Source organism: Elusimicrobiota bacterium (assembly GCA_016788905.1).
Classification (GTDB): Bacteria; Elusimicrobiota; Elusimicrobia; order FEN-1173; family FEN-1173; genus JADKHR01.
Genome location: JAEURZ010000025.1, coordinates 19,775 through 39,470 on the forward strand (window position 1 = coordinate 19,775; position 19,696 = coordinate 39,470).

16 protein-coding genes are annotated in these 19,696 nt (G+C 51.7%); 12 read left to right on the top strand and 4 right to left on the bottom strand.

All coding sequences use genetic code 11. The annotated features are described in order from the left end of the window. Positions 1-178: 178 nt before the first annotated feature. The 4 genes from JNK54_09825 to JNK54_09840 all read right to left on the bottom strand — a co-directional run bounded on the left by JNK54_09825 (position 179) and on the right by JNK54_09840 (position 4,172). A complete protein-coding gene (locus tag JNK54_09825) occupies positions 179-763 on the bottom strand; it encodes a plasmid pRiA4b ORF-3 family protein (GenBank protein ID MBL8024558.1) in 585 nt (194 codons plus the stop codon). Next, the gene (locus tag JNK54_09830; protein ID MBL8024559.1) at positions 723-1,238 is read right to left on the bottom strand and encodes a hypothetical protein; all 516 of its coding nucleotides are present in this window, start codon (positions 1,236-1,238) and stop codon (positions 723-725) included. Before JNK54_09830 ends, JNK54_09825 begins: the two co-directional genes overlap by 41 nt. A 99-nt stretch (positions 1,239-1,337) precedes the next feature. Then, the gene (locus JNK54_09835; GenBank protein ID MBL8024560.1) at positions 1,338-2,900 is read right to left on the bottom strand and encodes an ATP-dependent DNA helicase RecQ; all 1,563 of its coding nucleotides are present in this window, start codon (positions 2,898-2,900) and stop codon (positions 1,338-1,340) included. A gap of 462 nt (positions 2,901-3,362) precedes the next feature. After that, a complete protein-coding gene (locus JNK54_09840; GenBank protein ID MBL8024561.1) occupies positions 3,363-4,172 on the bottom strand; it encodes a PDZ domain-containing protein in 810 nt (269 codons plus the stop codon). A 161-nt stretch (positions 4,173-4,333) separates the two neighbouring features. On the opposite strand from JNK54_09840, the gene JNK54_09845 reads away from it, so the two are divergent. From JNK54_09845 to JNK54_09900, 12 genes are all read left to right on the top strand, one after another. Further along, positions 4,334-5,704 (top strand): integrase, encoded by a 1,371-nt coding sequence (locus tag JNK54_09845; protein MBL8024562.1) that lies wholly within the window; start codon positions 4,334-4,336, stop codon positions 5,702-5,704. Positions 5,705-5,880: 176 nt separating this feature from the next. Beyond that, entirely contained in the window at positions 5,881-6,390 is a 510-nt protein-coding gene (locus tag JNK54_09850; GenBank protein MBL8024563.1) for a response regulator, read from the top strand. Between the two features lie 67 nt (positions 6,391-6,457). Next, positions 6,458-8,506 (top strand): GAF domain-containing sensor histidine kinase, encoded by a 2,049-nt coding sequence (locus JNK54_09855; protein MBL8024564.1) that lies wholly within the window; start codon positions 6,458-6,460, stop codon positions 8,504-8,506. A 187-nt stretch (positions 8,507-8,693) separates the two neighbouring features. Next, positions 8,694-8,981: an Asp-tRNA(Asn)/Glu-tRNA(Gln) amidotransferase subunit GatC gene (gene gatC, locus JNK54_09860; GenBank protein MBL8024565.1), complete on the top strand. Its 288-nt coding sequence runs from the start codon at positions 8,694-8,696 to the stop codon at positions 8,979-8,981. Then, entirely contained in the window at positions 8,978-10,447 is a 1,470-nt protein-coding gene (gatA, locus tag JNK54_09865) for an Asp-tRNA(Asn)/Glu-tRNA(Gln) amidotransferase subunit GatA (GenBank protein ID MBL8024566.1), read from the top strand. The genes gatC and gatA overlap by 4 nt, the downstream gene beginning before the upstream one ends. Beyond that, the gene (locus tag JNK54_09870) at positions 10,411-10,854 is read left to right on the top strand and encodes an NUDIX hydrolase (GenBank protein MBL8024567.1); all 444 of its coding nucleotides are present in this window, start codon (positions 10,411-10,413) and stop codon (positions 10,852-10,854) included. The genes gatA and JNK54_09870 overlap by 37 nt, the downstream gene beginning before the upstream one ends. Continuing rightward, entirely contained in the window at positions 10,851-12,314 is a 1,464-nt protein-coding gene (gene gatB, locus JNK54_09875; protein MBL8024568.1) for an Asp-tRNA(Asn)/Glu-tRNA(Gln) amidotransferase subunit GatB, read from the top strand. The genes JNK54_09870 and gatB overlap by 4 nt, the downstream gene beginning before the upstream one ends. Before the next feature lie 13 nt (positions 12,315-12,327). Beyond that, a complete protein-coding gene (locus JNK54_09880; protein MBL8024569.1) occupies positions 12,328-13,581 on the top strand; it encodes a threonine synthase in 1,254 nt (417 codons plus the stop codon). Positions 13,582-13,603: 22 nt separating this feature from the next. Further along, a complete protein-coding gene (locus JNK54_09885; GenBank protein MBL8024570.1) occupies positions 13,604-13,882 on the top strand; it encodes a MoaD/ThiS family protein in 279 nt (92 codons plus the stop codon). 12 nt (positions 13,883-13,894) lie between these two features. Next, a complete protein-coding gene (locus JNK54_09890) occupies positions 13,895-14,134 on the top strand; it encodes an NIL domain-containing protein (protein MBL8024571.1) in 240 nt (79 codons plus the stop codon). Between the two features lie 35 nt (positions 14,135-14,169). Beyond that, positions 14,170-14,544, top strand: a complete 375-nt coding sequence (locus JNK54_09895) for a response regulator (protein MBL8024572.1) — start codon at positions 14,170-14,172, stop codon at positions 14,542-14,544. A gap of 63 nt (positions 14,545-14,607) precedes the next feature. Beyond that, a complete protein-coding gene (locus tag JNK54_09900) occupies positions 14,608-19,437 on the top strand; it encodes a hypothetical protein (protein MBL8024573.1) in 4,830 nt (1,609 codons plus the stop codon). Positions 19,438-19,696 lie beyond the last annotated feature (259 nt).

The window sequence follows — 19,696 nt, forward strand, 5'->3', positions numbered from 1 at the left end:
AAATGAAACCCAAAACAGATTTTCTAGGAACGGATCTATTTTATAACTTTTGAAGCAGCTAAGGCGTCCCAAGGGATGACGAGCCTGTTGGCCGCGAGGGCATAGGGTTTTTCTCCTGGGGCCCATTTTTGGATTTCGAGGGACGGTGTCGATCGACGAATCGACCGAATGGTTCCCTTTAGAGTCTCATCTTCGCGAGAATTTTGTTGGTCTCTGTGAGCAAAAATGTTTCAGGGTCAAAATCTTCGCCGAGCCAATTCTCCAATTCGCGGCGCTCCTCATTGTCGGGCCCTTTCAAGGTTTCGAGGAGCTCTTCATAACCGCCCATTCCCCCGCAGTCTTCGGGTGGGCAAGCGCGCTCTCCGTCCAGGCACATGGGATGGTTGAGCTTTTTTACCGCAGGCGAAATGTTTTCCACCAGGACTTTGTGCTCCCATCCATCTCCAGGATCGTAATCATAGGAAAACGTCATTCCCTTTTTGGGGGCCACGTCGCTTAGCCGGTGGGTGTATTCTGAATAGACTGGGACCGAATCAAATTCAGGATCCGGGGCACTGTATCGTTTTTTCTCAATCAAGAAATCGTGCAAGTGGGAATCCGTCCAGCCCATGGTTTCCTGAAAGACGTGGTGGAGCTGGCTTAACCTAATGGATCCGGGCATAACCAACCGCCGCCATATGGGCGGATGGCTACCGGTAAGAACGATCTTAAGTTGATAAATGTCAGAAGAGTTGACTTTGTTTTTCTTGGGATGATTTTTCATGTATCTTCCTTTTGATAACTGAGCTTGAAAACGTATCGGCCAAAGTTTTTAAAGTTATCAATTCGTGATCTCTCGCTTTCGTGGCATAATAATAAAGAACCTTCGCTATGGCCAATCGATTTATTTTATTGAATTTCAATTCGCTCAGAATCTCCGGAACGTCGTCAAAGCGGCACGTTTCTCCCGCATCGGCGAGATACGCGTCAACAAGCGCCGCCACCGTGTGTTGAAGGGGGCGCCCGGAGACCTTCGTCAACGCGAACGCGGACTCCGCGAGATCGTAACAAAACATTGATAATTCGCATTCGTCCTGTACGTTGTTAAACACGCGTGGGATTTCCTTAACAAAAAACAAAACGAGGTCAAGGGCCTCCTCAGGGAATACTCCTCCGTAGTTATTGATCTTTTCGAGCATGACATCTAATTTTTCCGAATAGCGGTACACCTGGTCTTCTTTGATGAATTTGATAGTCAAAAGTTGGTCAATTTCTGCCCTGAGCGCGGTTGGCCAATTCGAACGACCATGGGATATCTGGCGGCTTCTCATCCAAACACCTTCCTTTAAGCTAAAAGATTACCCCTCGCTAAGAACCTTCAGGATACGGTCCCCGTATTGGGCTAGTTTGGCGGGGCCTATACCGGAGATTCCCCCCATTTCTTCAAGGGTTTTGGGGCGCTCGGCGGCAAGGCGGGCCAGAACGGCGTCGTGGAAAATGACGAAGGCTGGGAGATTCTTTTCGTAGGCAATTTTGAGTCGAAGGGCACGGAGTTGGTCGTACAGCCGGCCACCGCGGACGGCTTCTGGAACGGGGTTGCGAGCATTTTTAGGTCCCTTTTTCCGGGCAGTGGTTCCACGAGGGATATGTTCCAGGGGGGCAACGGAGTGGGATGGGGGGGGGAGTTGGGTTCGGGCGCTGTCCCAGGTGTCTTGTCTGCAGATGTCGCAGGAGATTTCGCAATTCTCCATGTCTTCGTCGAAATGGGCGGCGAGGCCCCGGTGGCGGCAAAAGGGACGGTCGGCCCAGCGGAACATGTCCCGGGAGCGTTGGTTCATCTCCGCCGCAATGGTGGCGTCATTGGTTTCCGTTGGAAACCCATCGTAGGCCATGACGTCGGCCCAGGAGTAGAAGAGCAGGCAGTCAGAGGGGTTGCCGTCCCGTCCGGCCCGCCCGATTTCCTGGACGTAACTTTCGATGGACCGAGGCATTTCCCGGTGAATGACGAACCGAACGTTGGGTTTGTCGATGCCCATTCCGAAGGCGATGGTGGCCACCGTGACGGGGGTCTTCCCCGATAAAAAATTGTCCTGCACCCGGGCGCGGGCTTTGTCGGACATCCCCGCGTGGTAGGGTTCCGCCTGAATGCCTTTGCTTCGAAGATGTTCCGCCAGGGATTCGACGTTTTTTCGGGTCATGCAATAGATGATGCCGCTTTCGCCATTTCGCCGACGCAAGTAATCCACGATTTCGCCCCGAAGATCCCGCCCGGCGCCTTTCTTTTGGCAAATGATCCTCAAATTTTGGCGGAAGAAGGTTCCCTTAAACCCTTCGGGTTTGGTCATCCCCAACTGACGAATAATGTCCACCGCCACTTTCCGGGTGGCGGTGGCGGTGAGCGCCAAAATGGGCACGTCACCTAACTGGGCCTTTAGGCCAGAGAGTTTTCTGTACGCTGGGCGAAAATCGTGGCCCCAGGAACTGATGCAATGGGCTTCATCCACCACCACGAGTTTGATCGGGCACCCTTGAAGAAAGTCCCGAAGGGTGCCTTCCAGGGCTTCCGGGGCCAGGTAAAGCAAATCCCATTCCCTACGGCGCAGACCGCCCAAGCGGGTTCGTCGTTCTTCAAACGATACGGTGGAATTGATGATGGTGGCCCGAAAGCCTTTCAAGAGAAGGGCATCCACCTGGTCTTTCATGAGGGAAATGAGGGGGGAAATGACGAGTGTCGGCCCGTTCAGAATTTTCGCCGGGAGTTGGAAGGTGAGTGATTTCCCTGCGCCGGTCGGCATCACCGCAATGCAATCTCGACCCGCCAAGACGGCGTTAATGATTTTCTCCTGTCCAGGGCGAAAACTTTCATACCCAAAGGTTTCCCGAAGGATCGTGAGGGGGGAAAGGTTTTTCTTTGAAGTCATCGGAGGGGGAGGAACCTTTGTAACCGAAGGCATTATTGGAGATATATCCTCAGGGACCGGAAGTGTGGGAACCGCCGGTAACCCCAGTCGACTCCGCAATTCCGCATTTTCCCGCCGCAGTCGGTCCAACTCCTGGGTCAGACTATCTTGAACAGCTCCCTCCATAGCCATGTTTCAAATCCCCGTTATTAGTCAATCACTGAAATCACCCCTATTCTATAACATCACCCGGGGTTATTGGACCGAAAACAGAACCGAGGTGATTATTGAGGGAGGATTCGAGAATAATTGCGTTGAAATACTTCCCTCTGAGGTAAACTCGAAATCTCCCCCCAAAAAAGGTTGTCCGTAGTCCCCGCGACCGCGCGAGCGGAAGTGCCGCGTGGGAGCGGTCTACGACCTGCACTTTTTTGTTCGTAAAAAAGCCCGCTAAAAAATAGAGCGGGATCTCCTTGTCTCGTTTTACCGGTTTAGTTTAACCCGTTTGGTTATCGTTTGCGATCCTCGAAGAACAGTCAATACCACCTCTTGCCCGGCCATGGTGTTCATATTCTCGTAGAACTTTTGCATTCCGGGAACTTGGACACCGTTGACTTCCAGGATGATGTCGTCTTTCAGGAGGTCGGCCTGGTAGGCGGGGGAATCAATCACTATATTTCGAACGATGAGCCCCCTGTTGGTCTGGAGGCTCTTTTTCATTTCGTCCGGTAACCCCGTCACAAACGCCCCGAAAATAATCGTATCGACTTTACGCCAAAAAGTGGCCACGTATTCAAAATAGTCGACCCGTTTCGGGACGTAGGTTACTTGGGGGTCGCCTCCCGTGCGAATTTCGGTCCGTCGGGACACGTCACGTTTGCCCTTGGGGCCGGAAACGGTAGTGTCATCCCGGATTTCGGTGGTGGTTCGCGGGGTCCACTGGGTCATGGCCACGGTTTCCATCATGGTTTTAGAGAACTTTTTTTCGATGAGAACAAGGTTGGCTCCAATTGATTTGGCTTTGGTCAGGGCCAACGAATCATCCATTCGCTTGCCATCGAATTTTGAATAGCCCACCATGAAATACCCCTGCTCAAAGAGTTTCCATTTATCGCTTAAACTGTCTTCGGAATACTGGAGGCGCGGTTGTTTGGAGGGGGGAGTGAAACGGTTTTGAATCCAAGGAGGGATCCGGTCTTCCATCGAAATAAAATTCGCCCGGTAGGGGTTTGTGCATCCCACCAGGGCTCCTAAAGTCATGAACAATAAACTAACGTGATGGGATCTAAGCATTCGGTGTCCTCCTGGAACCAACCCTGGGGTCGCTATCCTCCAAGTATAGGATAACCCTCAAGGCATTGGAATGCCTCGAATTGAGCGGTCTATAATGTAACCCTGAAAAAGGGTGTTCTGCGGTTAAAAATGTAACCCTGCCTCTGCAAAGAGGAGGGGTCATGCCGAGCTTAAAATCAAAGATGGAATATCTCGAAGCTGTCTATCATCGTTACCACAAAGGCGACAAGGATGAGAAGAAAACGATCCTCAATGAATTCTGCCAGGTCTGTAAATACAACCGCAAATACGCGATTCGAAAACTCAACGGGGATCCCCCAGCAAAAGGTCACATCCCCCGGCGACGACAGAGAGGGTTCCTTTATAGCCAGGAATGTCTCCACATGGCGGAAATCATCTGGAAAGCCTCCGGCCACTTGTGTGGACAACGATTGAAGGAAGCCTTGCCCCTGTGGCTCCCGGCACTTAAAAAACGCCTCTCGGTCTCTACTCAGGTGGAACAAGAACTTTTGGGGATCAGTGCGCGGCAACTTGATGAACGCTTGCGCGTGAAAAAGAGGACTCTCAAAAAACGGATCTACTGCACCACCCGCCCAGGCTCCCTCTTAAAAAGCATGATCCCCATACGCACCTCGAACTGGGATATCCGTCAGCCCGGGTTTATAGAAATAGATCTCGTCGCTCATTGCGGAAATTCAAATGAGGGACAATTCATATTCAGCCTTGACACCACCGACATTCAGACCGGCTGGACCGAACGGCGCGCCGTGATGGGCAAAGGACAAACCGGCGTCTTGGACAAAATGCGTGAGATCCGCGACGCCTTGCCTTTCCGTCTACGTGGCATCGATTCAGACAATGGCGATGAATTCATCAACTGGCAACTCCTTCGCTATTGTCAGGCCCAACGCCCCGGCATCGATTTCACCCGCGGCCGTGCCTATCGGAAAAACGACAACGCCTACATTGAACAGAAAAACTGGACCCACGTCCGGCAGATCTTTGGCTGGAACCGCTATGAAACTGAAGACGCCTTGGCACTGATGAACGACCTTTACTCCAATGAGCTCCGTACGTTTCAGAACTTTTTTCAACCGTCCATGAAGCTCAAAGAGAAAAAGCATGTGGGCTCAAAAACAGTTCGGACCTATGACACCCCGAAGACGCCCTTCCAACGCGTCTTGGATTCCGGAAAATATCATCGCGCCAAAATGAAGGAACTCCGGCTCCTCCAGGCCTCCCTGGATCCGTTTGAACTCTCACAATCCATTGACCGGAAAATCGCCCGTTTGATCCCTCTTGCTTCCCAACGCGTTTCGCTAAACAAAGAGGGCCTTACCGCAAGCCCCCTCACTCGTATGGGCTCACAATCATCCCAAAACCAACCGCCAAAGACGCGGTCCCCTTGGAGAAACTTCAGCTTTAGTCGAAAGAATGCACGTCTTAGAAAAAGACTCCGCCAGATCGAAACGAAGGCTCGAATTAAAAACCAAATCCAACCCAAAGGAGGTTCTGTCTCGGTTACCTTTTAGACCGCACAACGAATCACCCCATGGTTACATTCTTATACCGCTTGACGCGTGCCTTTTCCGAAGGGAAACCCGCGGGGGATGAGGTGAACGGATAGTCTATGGACAAAAAACCGATTTTCATACAGAATTGTGATGGCAGGTGGCGGGACAGGAAATCAAGTTGATGGAGGGGAAGCATGAAATCCCCGGTCATTTGGGCGATTGAAGATAGTTTAGAAATGCAAAAAACGTTGGTGGAAATTTTTTCGCGTTTGGGTTGCGATGTCCTTGTTTTTGGCAACGCGGAAGAGGCCTTGGGAAAGTTAACCGCGGGGGCCAGGCCAGACGTGATGATTTTAGATTTTCGGTTGCCCGGGATGAGCGGTCCCCAACTGTTTCGGAAAATGGGCATGGACGCTAAACTGAAATCGATTCCGGTTGTCCCCTTCACTTCTCAATCCGGTGAAGAGACCCCTTCTTCCCTGGCGTCTGAGTGGGAATTGGTGGAGCTCACAATAGCGAAAGAGGCTCCGGTGGAATCCACTATCGTTAAGAAATATGACGGAGACGATTTTACAATCCCGGAACGTCTGATCCTTTCTGTCGCGAACGTCTTGAAAAGTTCTCCCAGCGGTCTTCCTAAAATTTTCGAAGACGCGGTCATGGAACTCGTCAATCGTGTGATGGCGCACCTGAAAACCAAGTAGAGGGACTTTGTCGCTTTTTGCTGTGACCGGACCTTATTGATCGAATCTGTTTAGGTGGGAGACGCTTTTGTCCTGGCCGTTTGTCTTTCAGCATTACCCGCTTTCGTTGGCGGCGGCCGTGGTTTGCGCCGCTGTGGGGTTTTATTCCCTTCGGCGGTCCCGGGGCCGACCCGAACGAGCCAGCCTGGCTCGAATCCTTTTCCTGGCCGCGGTTTGGACCTCCTTTTCTTTTTCCACGAGTTGGTCTGACGACAACGCCACGGGCACTCTTGTCGCTCAGATTATTTACGCTGTTGCCGCTTGGGTTCCCTTTGCGTTTTGTCGTCTTGTGTTGGACCTTCTCCCTTCCCCCCCCCGTGCTTTTATTTGGTTTGCTCGATGGGTTGGAGTCGCTAGTGTTGTCTTTTCCATAACGTCCTTCCATCCAGAATTTATTTTAGGGGTTCAGGATGTGGGGGGAATGCATTCTGTTCTGCCAGGTCCGTTCTTCGGTTACTTTGTTGCCCATTTGTTGTTGGGGATGGGTCTCGCCTTTTTGCCTTTGGCCGCGGGACATCGGTCTCTTGAAGGGATCGAGCGAAACAAACTGAAGTATTTTACCCTCGGCTTCTTTGTGGCCTATGTTGGGGCTGGCCTTCATTTCCACTCCGCATTTACCGGGCGTGAACCTTTTCCCCATGACCTTCTCGTTCTCTTTCACGCGATCTGTATTTTTTTTGGGCTCTGGAACCCAAGCCGGGATATGAACGAACTCCTTCGCCGGTTTCTCGCCCATTCCCTTTTCGGGGCACTCCTTGGACTTCCAACGGGTTTTGTCCTTTGGAGTTTGGGGGCGGGGATTATTGTGGCTCTCTGGACCTTTACCGTTGTTGCCCTGGCGCCCCCCTTATACATGAAATGGCACACCCGTATTTTTGGCCTTGTGGACCGCTTCCCTGTTCTTCGGAATAAGTTCGTTCGCCCGGATGTCTTGGCACGGGAGGTGATCATCGTGGAGGAGGCTCGGAATGTGAACGAATGGGCTCGGCGGGTGGTGCGCGCTGGGCAAGAGATGTTTGGAGCACGTTCGGCCAGCGTCTTGCTTCGCCAAGAAGAGATGGAATCGTTTCTGATTAAGGCTGGTGTTGGGCTGACGCCGGGCGAAATGGGCCTGCTCTCTTTGCCGTTCGATAGCCCTGTGGTCAAACAATTGGAATCGACTCAGCAATGCCTTTTGATGGAGCCTCTGGAGGCACTTTCCCTACGCTCCCAGCGGGTTGAACTGGATGATTTACGCTTTATCCATGCTTGTGCCCTGGCCCCACTCTTTTGGAACGGGCAATTGTATGCCTTGGCGTGTCTGGGGCCCAAAGCGTCGGGGGAAATTTACAATCAATCGGATGTTCAAGCTTTTTCAAATCTGTCCCGGTCGGCCCAATACGCGTTGGCCGCGGTATTGGCGGGGCAGGCCCGTGGACAGGAAAGTGCCTTTTGGGCCCACGATCTTTATAAACCCTTCGGGCCTAAGGGTGGATTACTTAATGTGGCGAAGGCCCTCCGGGGGGATTTCGGTCCCTTGGCGGGGGCCGTGCGGGACGCCTTATCCCTGGCCGCGGAAGACGCGGCCTTCGTCGCCAAAAATCTCAAAAACTTTATTGACCAAGCGGGGGGAGACCCAAACGAATTTCAGTTGTCACCTTTAACGTCGGTCTACGCTCGAAGTCAAGATCGATTTTCCCCTCTGGCGAAGGAAAAAGGGATTGATTTTAAAGTGGATAGGCCTGACAAACGACAGTTGGTAAAGTGTGATGCCACGCTCATCGAATACCGTGTGATCGCCAACCTCATGGAAAACGCCCTGCGATACACTCCTCGGGGTGGATCACTAAATCTGGGGTATCGGGTGGAGAAGAATACGTTCATTGGCTTTGTGGAGGATTCAGGCCCGGGAATCAAAGCCGAGGATTTGCCTCTTCTTTTTGAGCCGCGAACCCAACTGAACCCCGCGAAAAAAGGACTGGCTGGCTTGGGGCTCGCCAGCGTTAAAAGTGTCATGGACGCTCACTGTGGGCGGGTGTGGGTGGAAAGCGAAGTGGGGAAAGGGACCACCTTTTTCTTTTCACTTTCCAGTAGATAAGAGACCTGATCATCGTCTTAAACATTAACCTGAACTTTCAGTTGGGTGTGAAGAGTATGGTCAAAAAAATGTGAATGGGGAAAGCCGGATTTTTCATTCTATTCCATGGTCTGACTAATTATTCTGGAGTAATCCCATAGTTCCAAATTCAAGGCAAAGGAGGTCAAGATCTGATAAAATCCATCCCATGTCTCTGACTGAAAAAGAAGTGAACCATGTGGCGCGCCTGGCCCGCCTGGCTTTGACCGACGAGGAACGGGCCCGTTATTTGGGGCAATTGGGGCGGATTTTGGATCACATCCAAACCCTTTCTAAATACGAAACTCAAACGACATCGGCGACCACCCACGTGATCCCCCTCGCCAATGTTTGGCGTGAGGATGAGGCTCGGTTGTTTCCCAATCCTTCTTCCATTTTAGACAACGCGCCGGATCGGGAAGAGTCCTACTTTAAAGTGAAGAAGGTGATCGAGTGACTCTTTCGACACTGTCCGCCACGGAGATTGCTCGTCGGGTGAAAGCGAAAGAGATCTCCGCCCGGGAGGTCACGGTTTCCTTTTTAGACCGTGCCAAGAAGTGGGATAAGTCCATCAAGGCGTTCATCAGTTTTTCAGAAGAAGCGGCCCTTCTTCAGGCGGATGCGGTGGACAAGCAGGTGCGCGCGGGGAAAAATCTTGGTCCTCTGGCAGGTGTTCCTATCGCCGTAAAAGACAATATGTTGGTTGAAGGAACCCGAACCACCTGCGCTTCGAAAATCCTTGAGAATTTCACCGCCAATTATGACGCTTCGGTGATTTCTTCCTTGCGAAAAGCTGGGGCAGTTTTCCTGGGAAAGACCAATCTGGACGAGTTTGCCATGGGGTCTTCCACCGAAAATTCAGCGTTTCATACGACGCGGAACCCTTGGGACACGGACCGTGTGCCGGGCGGGTCCTCCGGCGGAAGTGCCGCGGCGGTCGCCGCCCGGATGGCGCCCCTCGCGCTGGGATCGGACACGGGGGGATCCATTCGTCAACCGGCCGCCCTCTGTGGCGTGGTGGGGTTGAAGCCGACCTATGGGCGGGTGTCCCGTTTTGGTTTGGTGGCTTTTGCCTCGTCCTTGGATCAGATTGGCCCCTTTTCCAGCAACGTGCCTGACGCGGCTCTCCTTTTGCAGGTTCTTGCGGGCCATGACCCTAAAGATTCCACCTCCGCGAACCTGCCGGTGCCGGACTACTCTGCGGCGTTAGGGCGCGGGGTGAAAGGGTTGCGGATTGGGTTGCCGAAAGAATATTTTATTGACGGAATGGATCCGGAAGTGGAGAAGGCGGTTCGCCAGGCGGTGGCGGTCTTGGAATCCTTAGGGGCCACGGTGAAGGAAGTGTCTCTGCCCCACACGGACGCGGGGCTGTCGGTTTATTACGTTCTCGCTCCTTCCGAAGCCAGCGCGAACTTGGCTCGGTTTGATGGGGTTCGCTACGGCTATCGGTCTCCGCGAGCGGAAAACCTGCTTCAGCAATATGAATTTTCCCGGGACGAGGGGTTTGGCCCGGAAGTGAAACGTCGGATTATGTTGGGAACCTACGCGCTTTCGTCCGGATATTACGACGCCTACTACTTGAAGGCGCAGAAAGTTCGAACCTTGATCAAGCAGGATTTTGACCGGGCCTTTGAAACCGTTGATGTGGTGGCCACCCCCACAGCGCCCACCGCGGCGTTTAAGGCTGGCGAGAAGTCCGAGGATCCGCTTCAAATGTATCTTTCGGATGTTTTTACGATTTCGTGCAATTTGGCGGGGTTGCCGGGAATGTCCATTCCCTGCGGATTGACGTCAAATAGTTTGCCTATCGGGTTACAGCTTTTGGGCAAGCCCTTCGATGAAGAAACCCTTTTTGCGGCCGCTAACGCTTTTGAAAAGGCTTCCCCATGGACCCGAACACCCCCGACACCTCCAGGCCTCTAGAGCGGGAGGTTTCCGCCGGCGGTGTTGTGATGGGGCCGGCCGGGGTGTTGTTGATTAAGGTCAAGAACAAGCAGGGGCATGTGGTGTGGACGTTTCCAAAAGGGCACTTGGAAAAAGGAGAAACGGCGGAAACGGCCGCTCTCCGTGAGGTCCTGGAAGAAACGGGTTGGCGCTGTCGGATCCTGGGGCCCCTGATGGATGTGGAATATCCATTTACGCGGAAGGGGAAGGTGGTGATGAAAACGGTCCATTGGTTCCGAATGGAAGCCTTGGATCGAACGGGTGAATGGGACCCCGAAGAAGTGATCGATTGTCGGTGGAGTTCCCTGTTCGAAGCCAAAAGTTTGGTGACCTACGGGTCGGACATTAAAATTCTTGAACGGATTGGAAAAGGGGTTCACGCGTGACCACGTATGAGACGGTGATTGGGCTGGAAGTTCACGTTCAGCTTAAAACCAACAGTAAAATTTTCTGTTCCTGCCCAACCACGTTTGGGGCGGATCCCAACACGCAAATTTGTCCGGTGTGTTGTGGGTATCCCGGGGTTCTTCCTGTGCTTAACAAGCAGGCCGTTGAGGGATTGGTGCTCGCGGCCTTGGCCTTGGGGTGTCGCATCAACGAGCGGTCGGTGTTTGCCCGGAAGCAATATTTTTATCCGGACCTTCCCAAAAACTATCAAATTTCCCAAAGCGATCTTCCCTTGGCCCTTGAGGGGCGTTTGGCCATTGAGCCCGAGGCGGGTAAAAAGAAAACCATTCGCATTCAACGGATCCACTTGGAAGAGGACGCTGGGAAACTGTTGCATGCCGTTGGCAACCGGGCCCTCGACTATTCGTTGGTGGATTTGAACCGGACCGGTGTGCCTTTGATGGAAATCGTGTCCGAGCCCGATTTGCGTTCCCCCGAAGAAGCTAGCGACTATTTGGAACGACTGCGCACCCTCCTCCGGTATGTGGGGGTGTCCGACTGCGATATGGAAAAAGGGTCCATGCGGTGCGACGCCAACGTTTCCATCCGGCCCGTTGGGCAAGCGGTCCTTGGAACGCGGGCGGAAGTTAAAAATATGAATTCCTTACGGAGCGTGCGGGACGCCATCGCTCACGAAGTGGCCCGGCAAACCGCCTTGGTGGAGAGCGGGGGGCGGGTGGTTCAGGAAACTCGTCTTTGGAGTCAGGACTTGGCCACCACGCAGTCCATGCGTTCGAAAGAAGAGGCCCACGACTATCGTTATTTTCCGGACCCGGATCTGGTTCCCCTGGAACTTTCGAAAGAGTATTTGGAATCGTTGAGGAAATCTCTTCCTGAACTTCCCGAAGTTCGACGGGTGCGGTACGAAACAGAGTTGGGGCTTTCTCCCTATGACGCGGGTGTGTTGACGGCGGAAAAAAACTTGGCGGATTTCTTTGCTTCCGCCCTGGCGCGGTTTGACGCGGGAGACCGTGCTTCGGCGGCAAAACCTCTTTCCAATTGGCTCACGACGGAACTTTTGGGCCGGCTGAACGCTCAGCGAAAGTCCCTAGAGGAATCCCCCATTTCTCCCGACCATTTGGCGGATCTGGTTCGGTTGATCCTCAAGGGTGTTGTCAACAGTAAGGCGGCGAAATCTGTTTTTGATCACATGTTCACGGAAGGGGGCGACCCCGAGAGCATCGTTAAAGCCAAGGGGCTTGTTCAGGTGGAAGATTTGGGTGAGATCACCCGTTGGGTGAACGATGTGGTGGCCGCCAACCCCAAAGTGGTGGCCGATATTCAAGGGGGGAAAGCGGGAGCGATCGGTTCTTTGGTGGGTCAGGTGATGAAAAAGTCAGGGGGGCGCGCCAACCCTCAGACCGTACAGAAATTACTGAAAGAAAAATTGTTTCTTTAGCGGGAGACGAACGATGTCCCAAAAAATTAAAGGTTTGAAATGCAAAGAGTGTTCACGGCTCTATCCGGCTCAGGCCATTCACGTTTGTGAATTTTGTTTTGGACCCCTGGAAGTCGATTACAATTACGATTTCATAAAACGATCTTTAACGCACGGAAAGATTGAGTCTGGCCCCCATACTCTTTGGCGGTATTGGGATCTGCTCCCCGTGGAGACCGATAACGTCATTTCCATTCACGAAGGGATGACCCCCTTGTTTCACGCCCGTCGGTTAGGGAAGGAATTGGGGTTGTCCAACCTCTTTATTAAAAACGACGCGGTCAATCCCACCTATTCTTTCAAAGACCGGGTGGTGAGCGTGGCCCTCTCCCGGGCGCGGGAATTGGGGTTTGATACGGTGGCCTGCGCTTCCACGGGGAATTTGGCCGGGTCCGTGGCCGCCTACGGGGCCGCCGCTGGGTTTAAAACTTTTGTGTTTATGCCCGCCGACCTGGAAACGGGAAAAGTGATCGGGGCGGGGATTTATGATCCGGTGATCGTGGGTGTCCACGGAAATTATGACGAAGTTAATCGCCTCTGTGCCGAAGTGGCCGACACCTACAAGTGGGCTTTCGTGAACGTGAACATCCGTCCTTATTATTCCGAAGGGTCCAAGACTTTGGCTTTTGAAGTGGCTGAACAGTTGGGGTGGCGTGCCCCGGACCATTGTGTGGTTCCGGCCGCAAGCGGTTCGTTGTTGACCAAAATTCACAAGGGGTTTAAAGAGTTGGAACTCATCGGCTTAATTCCCAAACATAAAACAAAAATGTCGGTGGCCCAGGCGGAGGGATGCTCCCCCGTGGTCACGGCCATTCGCGAGAAGACCGATATCGTTCGGCCGGTCCGGCCCAAAACCATTGCGAAATCGTTGGCCATCGGGAACCCGGCTGACGGGCCCTACGCCGCCCGGATTGTTCACGACACGCATGGGGGGGCGGACACCGCCACCGATGAGGAAATTATTGAAGGGATTCGTCTGCTCGCCCGGACGGAAGGAATTTTTACGGAAACGGCGGGTGGCGTGACGACGGCTGTGTTGAAAAAACTTGCGCGGACTGGTATCATTTCTGCCGACGAGCTGGTGGTGGCCTACATCACCGGAAATGGATTGAAGACGATCGAGGCGGTGACGGGTCGGACGTCTCCCATGAACGAGATTTCGCCTCGTTTGGAGGAATTTCGACAGCTTTTTGAACGGGTGACCCAAGCGTCTCCCCTTCACCCGTAGGTTGCACAAGGAGAATTCGCTTATGGCCGCAAAAGTTCGTATCCCCGCCCCACTTCGCCGATTAACCAAAGACCAAGCTGTCGTTGAAGTTGATGGAGAGACCGTGGCGGATCTGATCGCTGGTTTGGAAAAGAACTATCCCGGTCTTAAAGAGCGTCTTTGTGATGAGACCGGTCAAATCCGACGATTCATTAATGTGTTCGTGAACGGAGAGGACATTCGTTTTAAAGAGGGTGCTAAGACGGTGGTTGAGGCGGGGGCTGAGGTGAGCATCGTTCCTGCAATCGCCGGGGGTCTTTAAGTGGGGGCGCGTTTGAAGAGGCGGGTGCATTTGGTTTTTGAAACAGACATGGTGCAGAAGCCCATTACCTGGGAAATGTCTAAAAAGTTCGATATCGTTTTTAACGTCCGGCGGGCGAAAATAACGGAAAAAACGGGGGAGAGCGTGCTCGAGTTGGAAGGCGACGAACCCACTTTGGACGCCGCCATCGCCTGGTTGAAAAGCCAAGGGGTCCACGTGGATCCTGTTACCCACGATACCCTTGAAAGCTAATCCCTCTGGGAATCCCGCGAGGATTTGATCTGCCCATGACGCACGCTGTCGGAGTGGTTCTTGTAGTGGAAGATGAACCAGCGATTCAGGATGTGATGCGGGAAGAGTTGGAATCCCAAGGGCTTGAGGTCCTCGCGGTATCTTCGGGAGAAGAGTCCCTGATGCTTCTTGAAACGCGTTCGGTGGATCTTATCATCATGGATATGCGGATGCCAGGAATGAACGGAGTGGAAACCTCCATCGCCATTAAGCACCGGTTTCCAGATCTTCCCATCATTTTGTGTACGGTGTGTGAGCAGTGGCGTGTTCGACAATTTATCGGTCGTGAGATCCAAGCCTACCTTCCCAAACCCTTCACCCTTCGCCAACTCAACGAAACCGTTCAAACCGCCCTGGCGGGATTGCGTTAATTTACAACTTATTTACAACTTCTTAATCTCACCTTAATCTCCGTGCCGTATACTTCTCATGGTATGACGGTCCCGTTCACACATAAGGTTGTAAGCGTTGTCGTGGGGGCCCTGTTTTTTGGGGTCAACAGTCTTTTCGCTTATTCCTCAGAATCCAATTTCTGGGCGGAACGGGGCAAGCAGGCTCGAAGAAAATCATCGATCCCCCTGCGTTTGGCGGCTCTTCCCGTCCAAGGGGGGGGCGCCAAAATTAGTGGGACTTTCCCGCCCTTCCCTTCTTCCAATGGATCATTCGCTTTGTCCTCCCCAGTTTACAACAGCATTCCCCGTTCCTTTTTTCAGGACAGAAGGTCTCTCTTCGGTGCGCTCTCCAACGAACATGGGACCATTCGAAAAATAACTTTGGGTCGTCGCTCCGTTCACCCCCATCCCGTGGTGGTGTATTTACAGGATGTTCATCAGAATGCCGAGGCTCAAAGAAAAATCAGTTCGGTGGTGCAAAAGATTGTGTCTGAAGGAAAGGCGACTGTGGTGGGGTTGGAAGGAACGTGGGGGGAGATCCATCTCCGGCCTTTGCAAACGTTTCCCGATTCTCAGGCGGTGCACCAAGCGGCCGACGCGCTCTTAACAGCGAACCATATTTCCGGGCCCATTCACGGCCTTCTCACCGCGGAAACCCCGCTCCCCCTCGTCAAAGGGATCGATGATCCCACCCATTACGGCGCGAACGTCAAGGCCTACCGGGATTCGGCCCCGCACGCGGATCCCTACCATAAAAGAATTCAAAAGATGGCGGACCAACTGGAAAATCAAAAACGGATTGTTTTTTCTAAAAGATTGAAGGAGTTTGATCGGGATATCGAAGATTATCGTCAAAACAAGGCTTCTCTCGGGGACTATGTTCGGACCCTCCTTTCCCACGCCCATGAAGTGCCCCCTTCACTCCGTTTGTTTTCCCAAGTGGCCGAAATCGAAAAAGCGTTGGATTTTGGTCAAGTGGAACGCGAAAGAGCAGCGCTTATCGATCAACTTGTCAAACAAATTTCCCCCCAACACGAAGAGGAGCTGATGGCCCGTACCGTGGCCTATCGGGCGGGGCAATTGCTTTACGCCGACTATTACAGCCTGCTTAAACACTTGTGCGAGGAAACCGGGGTGGATCTTTCGTCGTATCCATCCATGGACCGTTACATCCGGTACGTTCTTTTAGCGGGTCAAATTGAAGCGGAGTCCTTGTTGCACGAAACGAAACAATTGGAAGATCAAGTGTATCGGTCTTTGGCGGAAACACCGGAAGAGCGCATCATTTTGGACCGTTCTCGGCGAATTCATTTAACCCGAAAACTTGTGGAATTCAGCCTAACGCCCGAAGAATGGGCCACCTATCAATCGTGGCCTGAAACGAAAGGCGCTTTCGATTTTGACGGAGAGGGGGCGGCCTGGGATCTCGGATCCTTCGAAAAATTTTATGAAGAGGCTCAAGTCCGTGATTCTCTCCTGGCGACCAACCTCCTTCACCAATTGAAAAACGATGCCGATGTGGGCCTGCTCGTCGCCGGAGGGTTTCACGCCGCGGGTGTGACGGCCGCGCTAACAGCCGCGGGCGTGACAGTGATTTCCTTTGTTCCTCGAATGACATCCTTGGAGACGACTCAAGGGTCAAACGCGCTCTCTGTTTTTACCCAAGAAAAAACGCCCCTGGACCAATTGTTCGACGGCGAAAAACTTTTTTTGGCTCCCGCTCCCGTAAGTCGACCCGTTCTTAACGGCCTTCTTCCCGCGATGGTTGTGGTTCTATCCCTAGCGGCCTCCGGCCTTCTCACTGGACCGGAGGCGAACCTTCTCTACTCCAGCCTCAACGGAATAGGCGCACTGGTGGCGTTAAAAATGATCCAGGACCACGTGTCTTTCGACATCGCTTTTCCGACGGGATCCGCCTCTTTTTCTGTTGATTTAGGTTCGAACGAAATCTCTTCCGTGGATTCAAGTCCAGGGGCGCGCCATGGGTTCAAGTGGTTTTACAAAAAATATGTTCCAGAAATTTTAAAAAGAGCAAAAGAAGTGAGGCAAAGTCCTTTTTGGGCAATTTTTCGTTATGGGTCCATTTCCCTATCCTCCCTTCGTCTTGCGGTGGCTTTGTATCGTATGGAAAGCTCGGGGTCGAGTGGTGAGCGTTTTGGCGTGAACTTATCCGGGGTAGGCATGCACCTTGTGGGGGTTGGGTTGAAAAAAAGTCAATTGGAATTTCTTCGAAAACGACCGAGCGAACCGGCGTCTCAAGTTCAACGGGCGGAATGGGCTCGTCAAATTAGCGAAGCGCTCCGCAATGATAAGTTAAGAGCTTCCCTTTCACGGGTGGGCCTTGTGGAACCTGTCAGAAGGTTAATCGCTCTTCTCCGAATGCCGAGGCCGGTGGTTAGGGTGTCGGGTGTTGAAATCCCCATCCAATTCAATTTGATTTCGGGTTCCCCAGAGGACTTACCCCATGGAATGCCCAGAGCTTTTGGTTCAGGTCATGAGGGACGAGGGATCCGTCCGGCTTCTTATTCCATAGGCTTTTTTGCGAACGATCTTGCGGCGCTTCTTCATGAAGGTATGGAAATAATAGTGCGAGACGATCAATTTTCCGAGCGTTTCGAAGCGAACGCACACTCCTACGCTTTTTTAAGTGAGATCCTTGCCAACGCTGACTCCGATGGGGATATCGTTCCCAAAAGGGCTATTCAAGAATTGGGTCAAAAAAGCCTAAATGAACTGAATGAATTCCTTAATAAAAGCCTTTTTGATTTAATCGAGGTTCGGGCACGCTTTAAGGAAAATAATCCGATGCGTGCGCGACTCAGCGAAATCAACGGGTTGTTAAATAATTATGCTTTACGCCTGCGGGACGAGCGCGTCCAAAACCAGGCAACCCTTTTTTACAGTCTGTCTGCCGAAATCGAAAGGGTTTCTGCGATGGGGGCCTTAAGTGAAGTTCAACCACATATTCAAAAGATGGAAAGGGCCCTGTATCATCTTCAGAGAGAGAGAGGTCCCAAGCCGTTCCTCCGATCCTATCTAAACGAGATCCTGAAACGGCAAAAACAATATGCCGAACAATACACGGACGCCCAACGGGAACACGCTCGGGTTTATTATCTGTTCCTTGAAACTCTAGACCAACTGATGACGAAAAGGGAATGGATGTCTCTTTTTCAGGGAATTAATCGTTTGAAATTGAGCCGATCTACTTTTAAGGGAGAAATTTTAATAAATGAACAAGTTCTTCTCTTTGGCCTTTGGGATCGGATGAGGGATGTCTTGGCCCCGGTATTGATGGAGGGGGATTGGGATGTGGCCGATCGCAAAGCCGCTGAACTGGAAAAATTCGGTTTGGACGTTATTCAAAGTCATGGAATTATTAACCAATATTTTGAAACCGTTCTTTTGGATTTTTTAGCGGTTTATCGATCCCAGCGGGATTTGGCTCACCGGAATTCTCTGAGTGAGGAACAGCATAGGGAAAGCCTTATTTTCCTCCGTGAAACATCTTTTCGTTCCGGGTCGTCAGGTGAAGAAGGTCCTTCTCAAGTATTGGGTCGTTTTGCGAAGGGCATGGGGGGGTGGGTCGAATGGGAAATCAATTCGCTCTCACACAGTATCGCTTATTTAAACAAAAGACTCCCTGTCCCGATTCGATTGTTGTTCGTTCAATCCTATCGATATGAATGGAAAAAAAGGCATTCCTCTGTGCTGCAAAGAATTCTTCTCAAATATCCCCATCTCACCGCATCGGTGAACGATGTTTCAACTGTTTTTTCTGAATATGTTTCGGAAAGGGGATCCATTGAGGAAGCGAAGAGAAGTTTAATGGCGATGGGCCTCAAGCCTTTTGAAGTGGATTTGTATCTTTTGGATATGAGCGAGTTAATGCCTGGCTCCCTGCCAAAAATAACTAAACATAGAAATCTACAACGGGGAGAAAGTTTATTAGCACTTCTTGTTCCCCTTGCGGTTCTGTCTTTAATTGGAACCCCTTTTGTCTTTGGAATTGATGCAGGGTTTTTAATCTTTGAGCGAGCGAGTCTTTCATGGCTTCCTTTCGTTGGAGGGGGACTCTTTGGAATGGTGATAATTGTCGGTGCCGTTTTAGGGATAAAAAAATCACGAGAGAAAAATGGTTCTTTGAATTCATTGGAAATAAACACCGCAAAAGGACTTGTGGCGCTTCTTCAAGAAACACCAACGACTTTAGGCGTTGATCAAAGGAAACTTGTCGAGTCCGCAATCCGGCTCAGTTCAAAAAATCCGTTTATTGAATTCTTGAGCGACTCTTTTCAGGAAAAAAACATTCTCTTAACTGTTGAGCAGGCCAGGAGCCAGTTGCTAAGAGCTTTGGAGGGATCACCAGTGATCAATCCAACCGATTTAAAGAATAAAGCAGAAGGAGAACGGCCCCTCACCATATTTTATTTGGATGGAGCGGGTGTTCCTCAAAACGGCAATCTTAGGTCTGTTTTGGACCCTTATCTGCTTAAAAACAGAGCCGAGATCCTTGTCGTCCCCATTGACGAGAGAGCCCAAAAAGCGGCCAAGCGGTTACAGAGTAGTCCTGGAATCCACGTGTTCTCTGATTTAGAACGTAAGGGGGAAGGGGATAGGACGTCTGGCGATAGATATGGCCTGGCGAATATGGAAGATCATTTGCGATCAGAGGGAATAAAAACAGAATCATTTACGGGATGTCTCCTCGTTTTCCCGAAAGGATTCATGATTAATGTCGAGGGAGTGAAAACCAATCTTTTCAAAAACGCTCTGGTGATTTTGATGGGCGCTCTCTTCTCTGTGGTTATCCCCAGATCCCATCTGGAACAGCTTGATCGCTTGGCTCGCGCTGTAGCGTCCTCTGCCTGAGCAGAGCGAAACCTGAGGTCGCTGGAGGAACATCGGACGATCTTATTTGTAATCGAACAACCAAACACTTTCTTGAAATCGATCTGATCCCATAGAAAAGACTGTTGGTTTATTTTTAAATAATATTTATATACAAAATGCCGAAAGAGAAAACCCTTTGATTTTTGAGAAGGGATTGCTAGAATGGCGTCGTCGTTGAATAGCTCTTCCCGCGAGGCCCGCATGCGCCGAGTTTCCTTTACCACCCCGTCCCATTTTC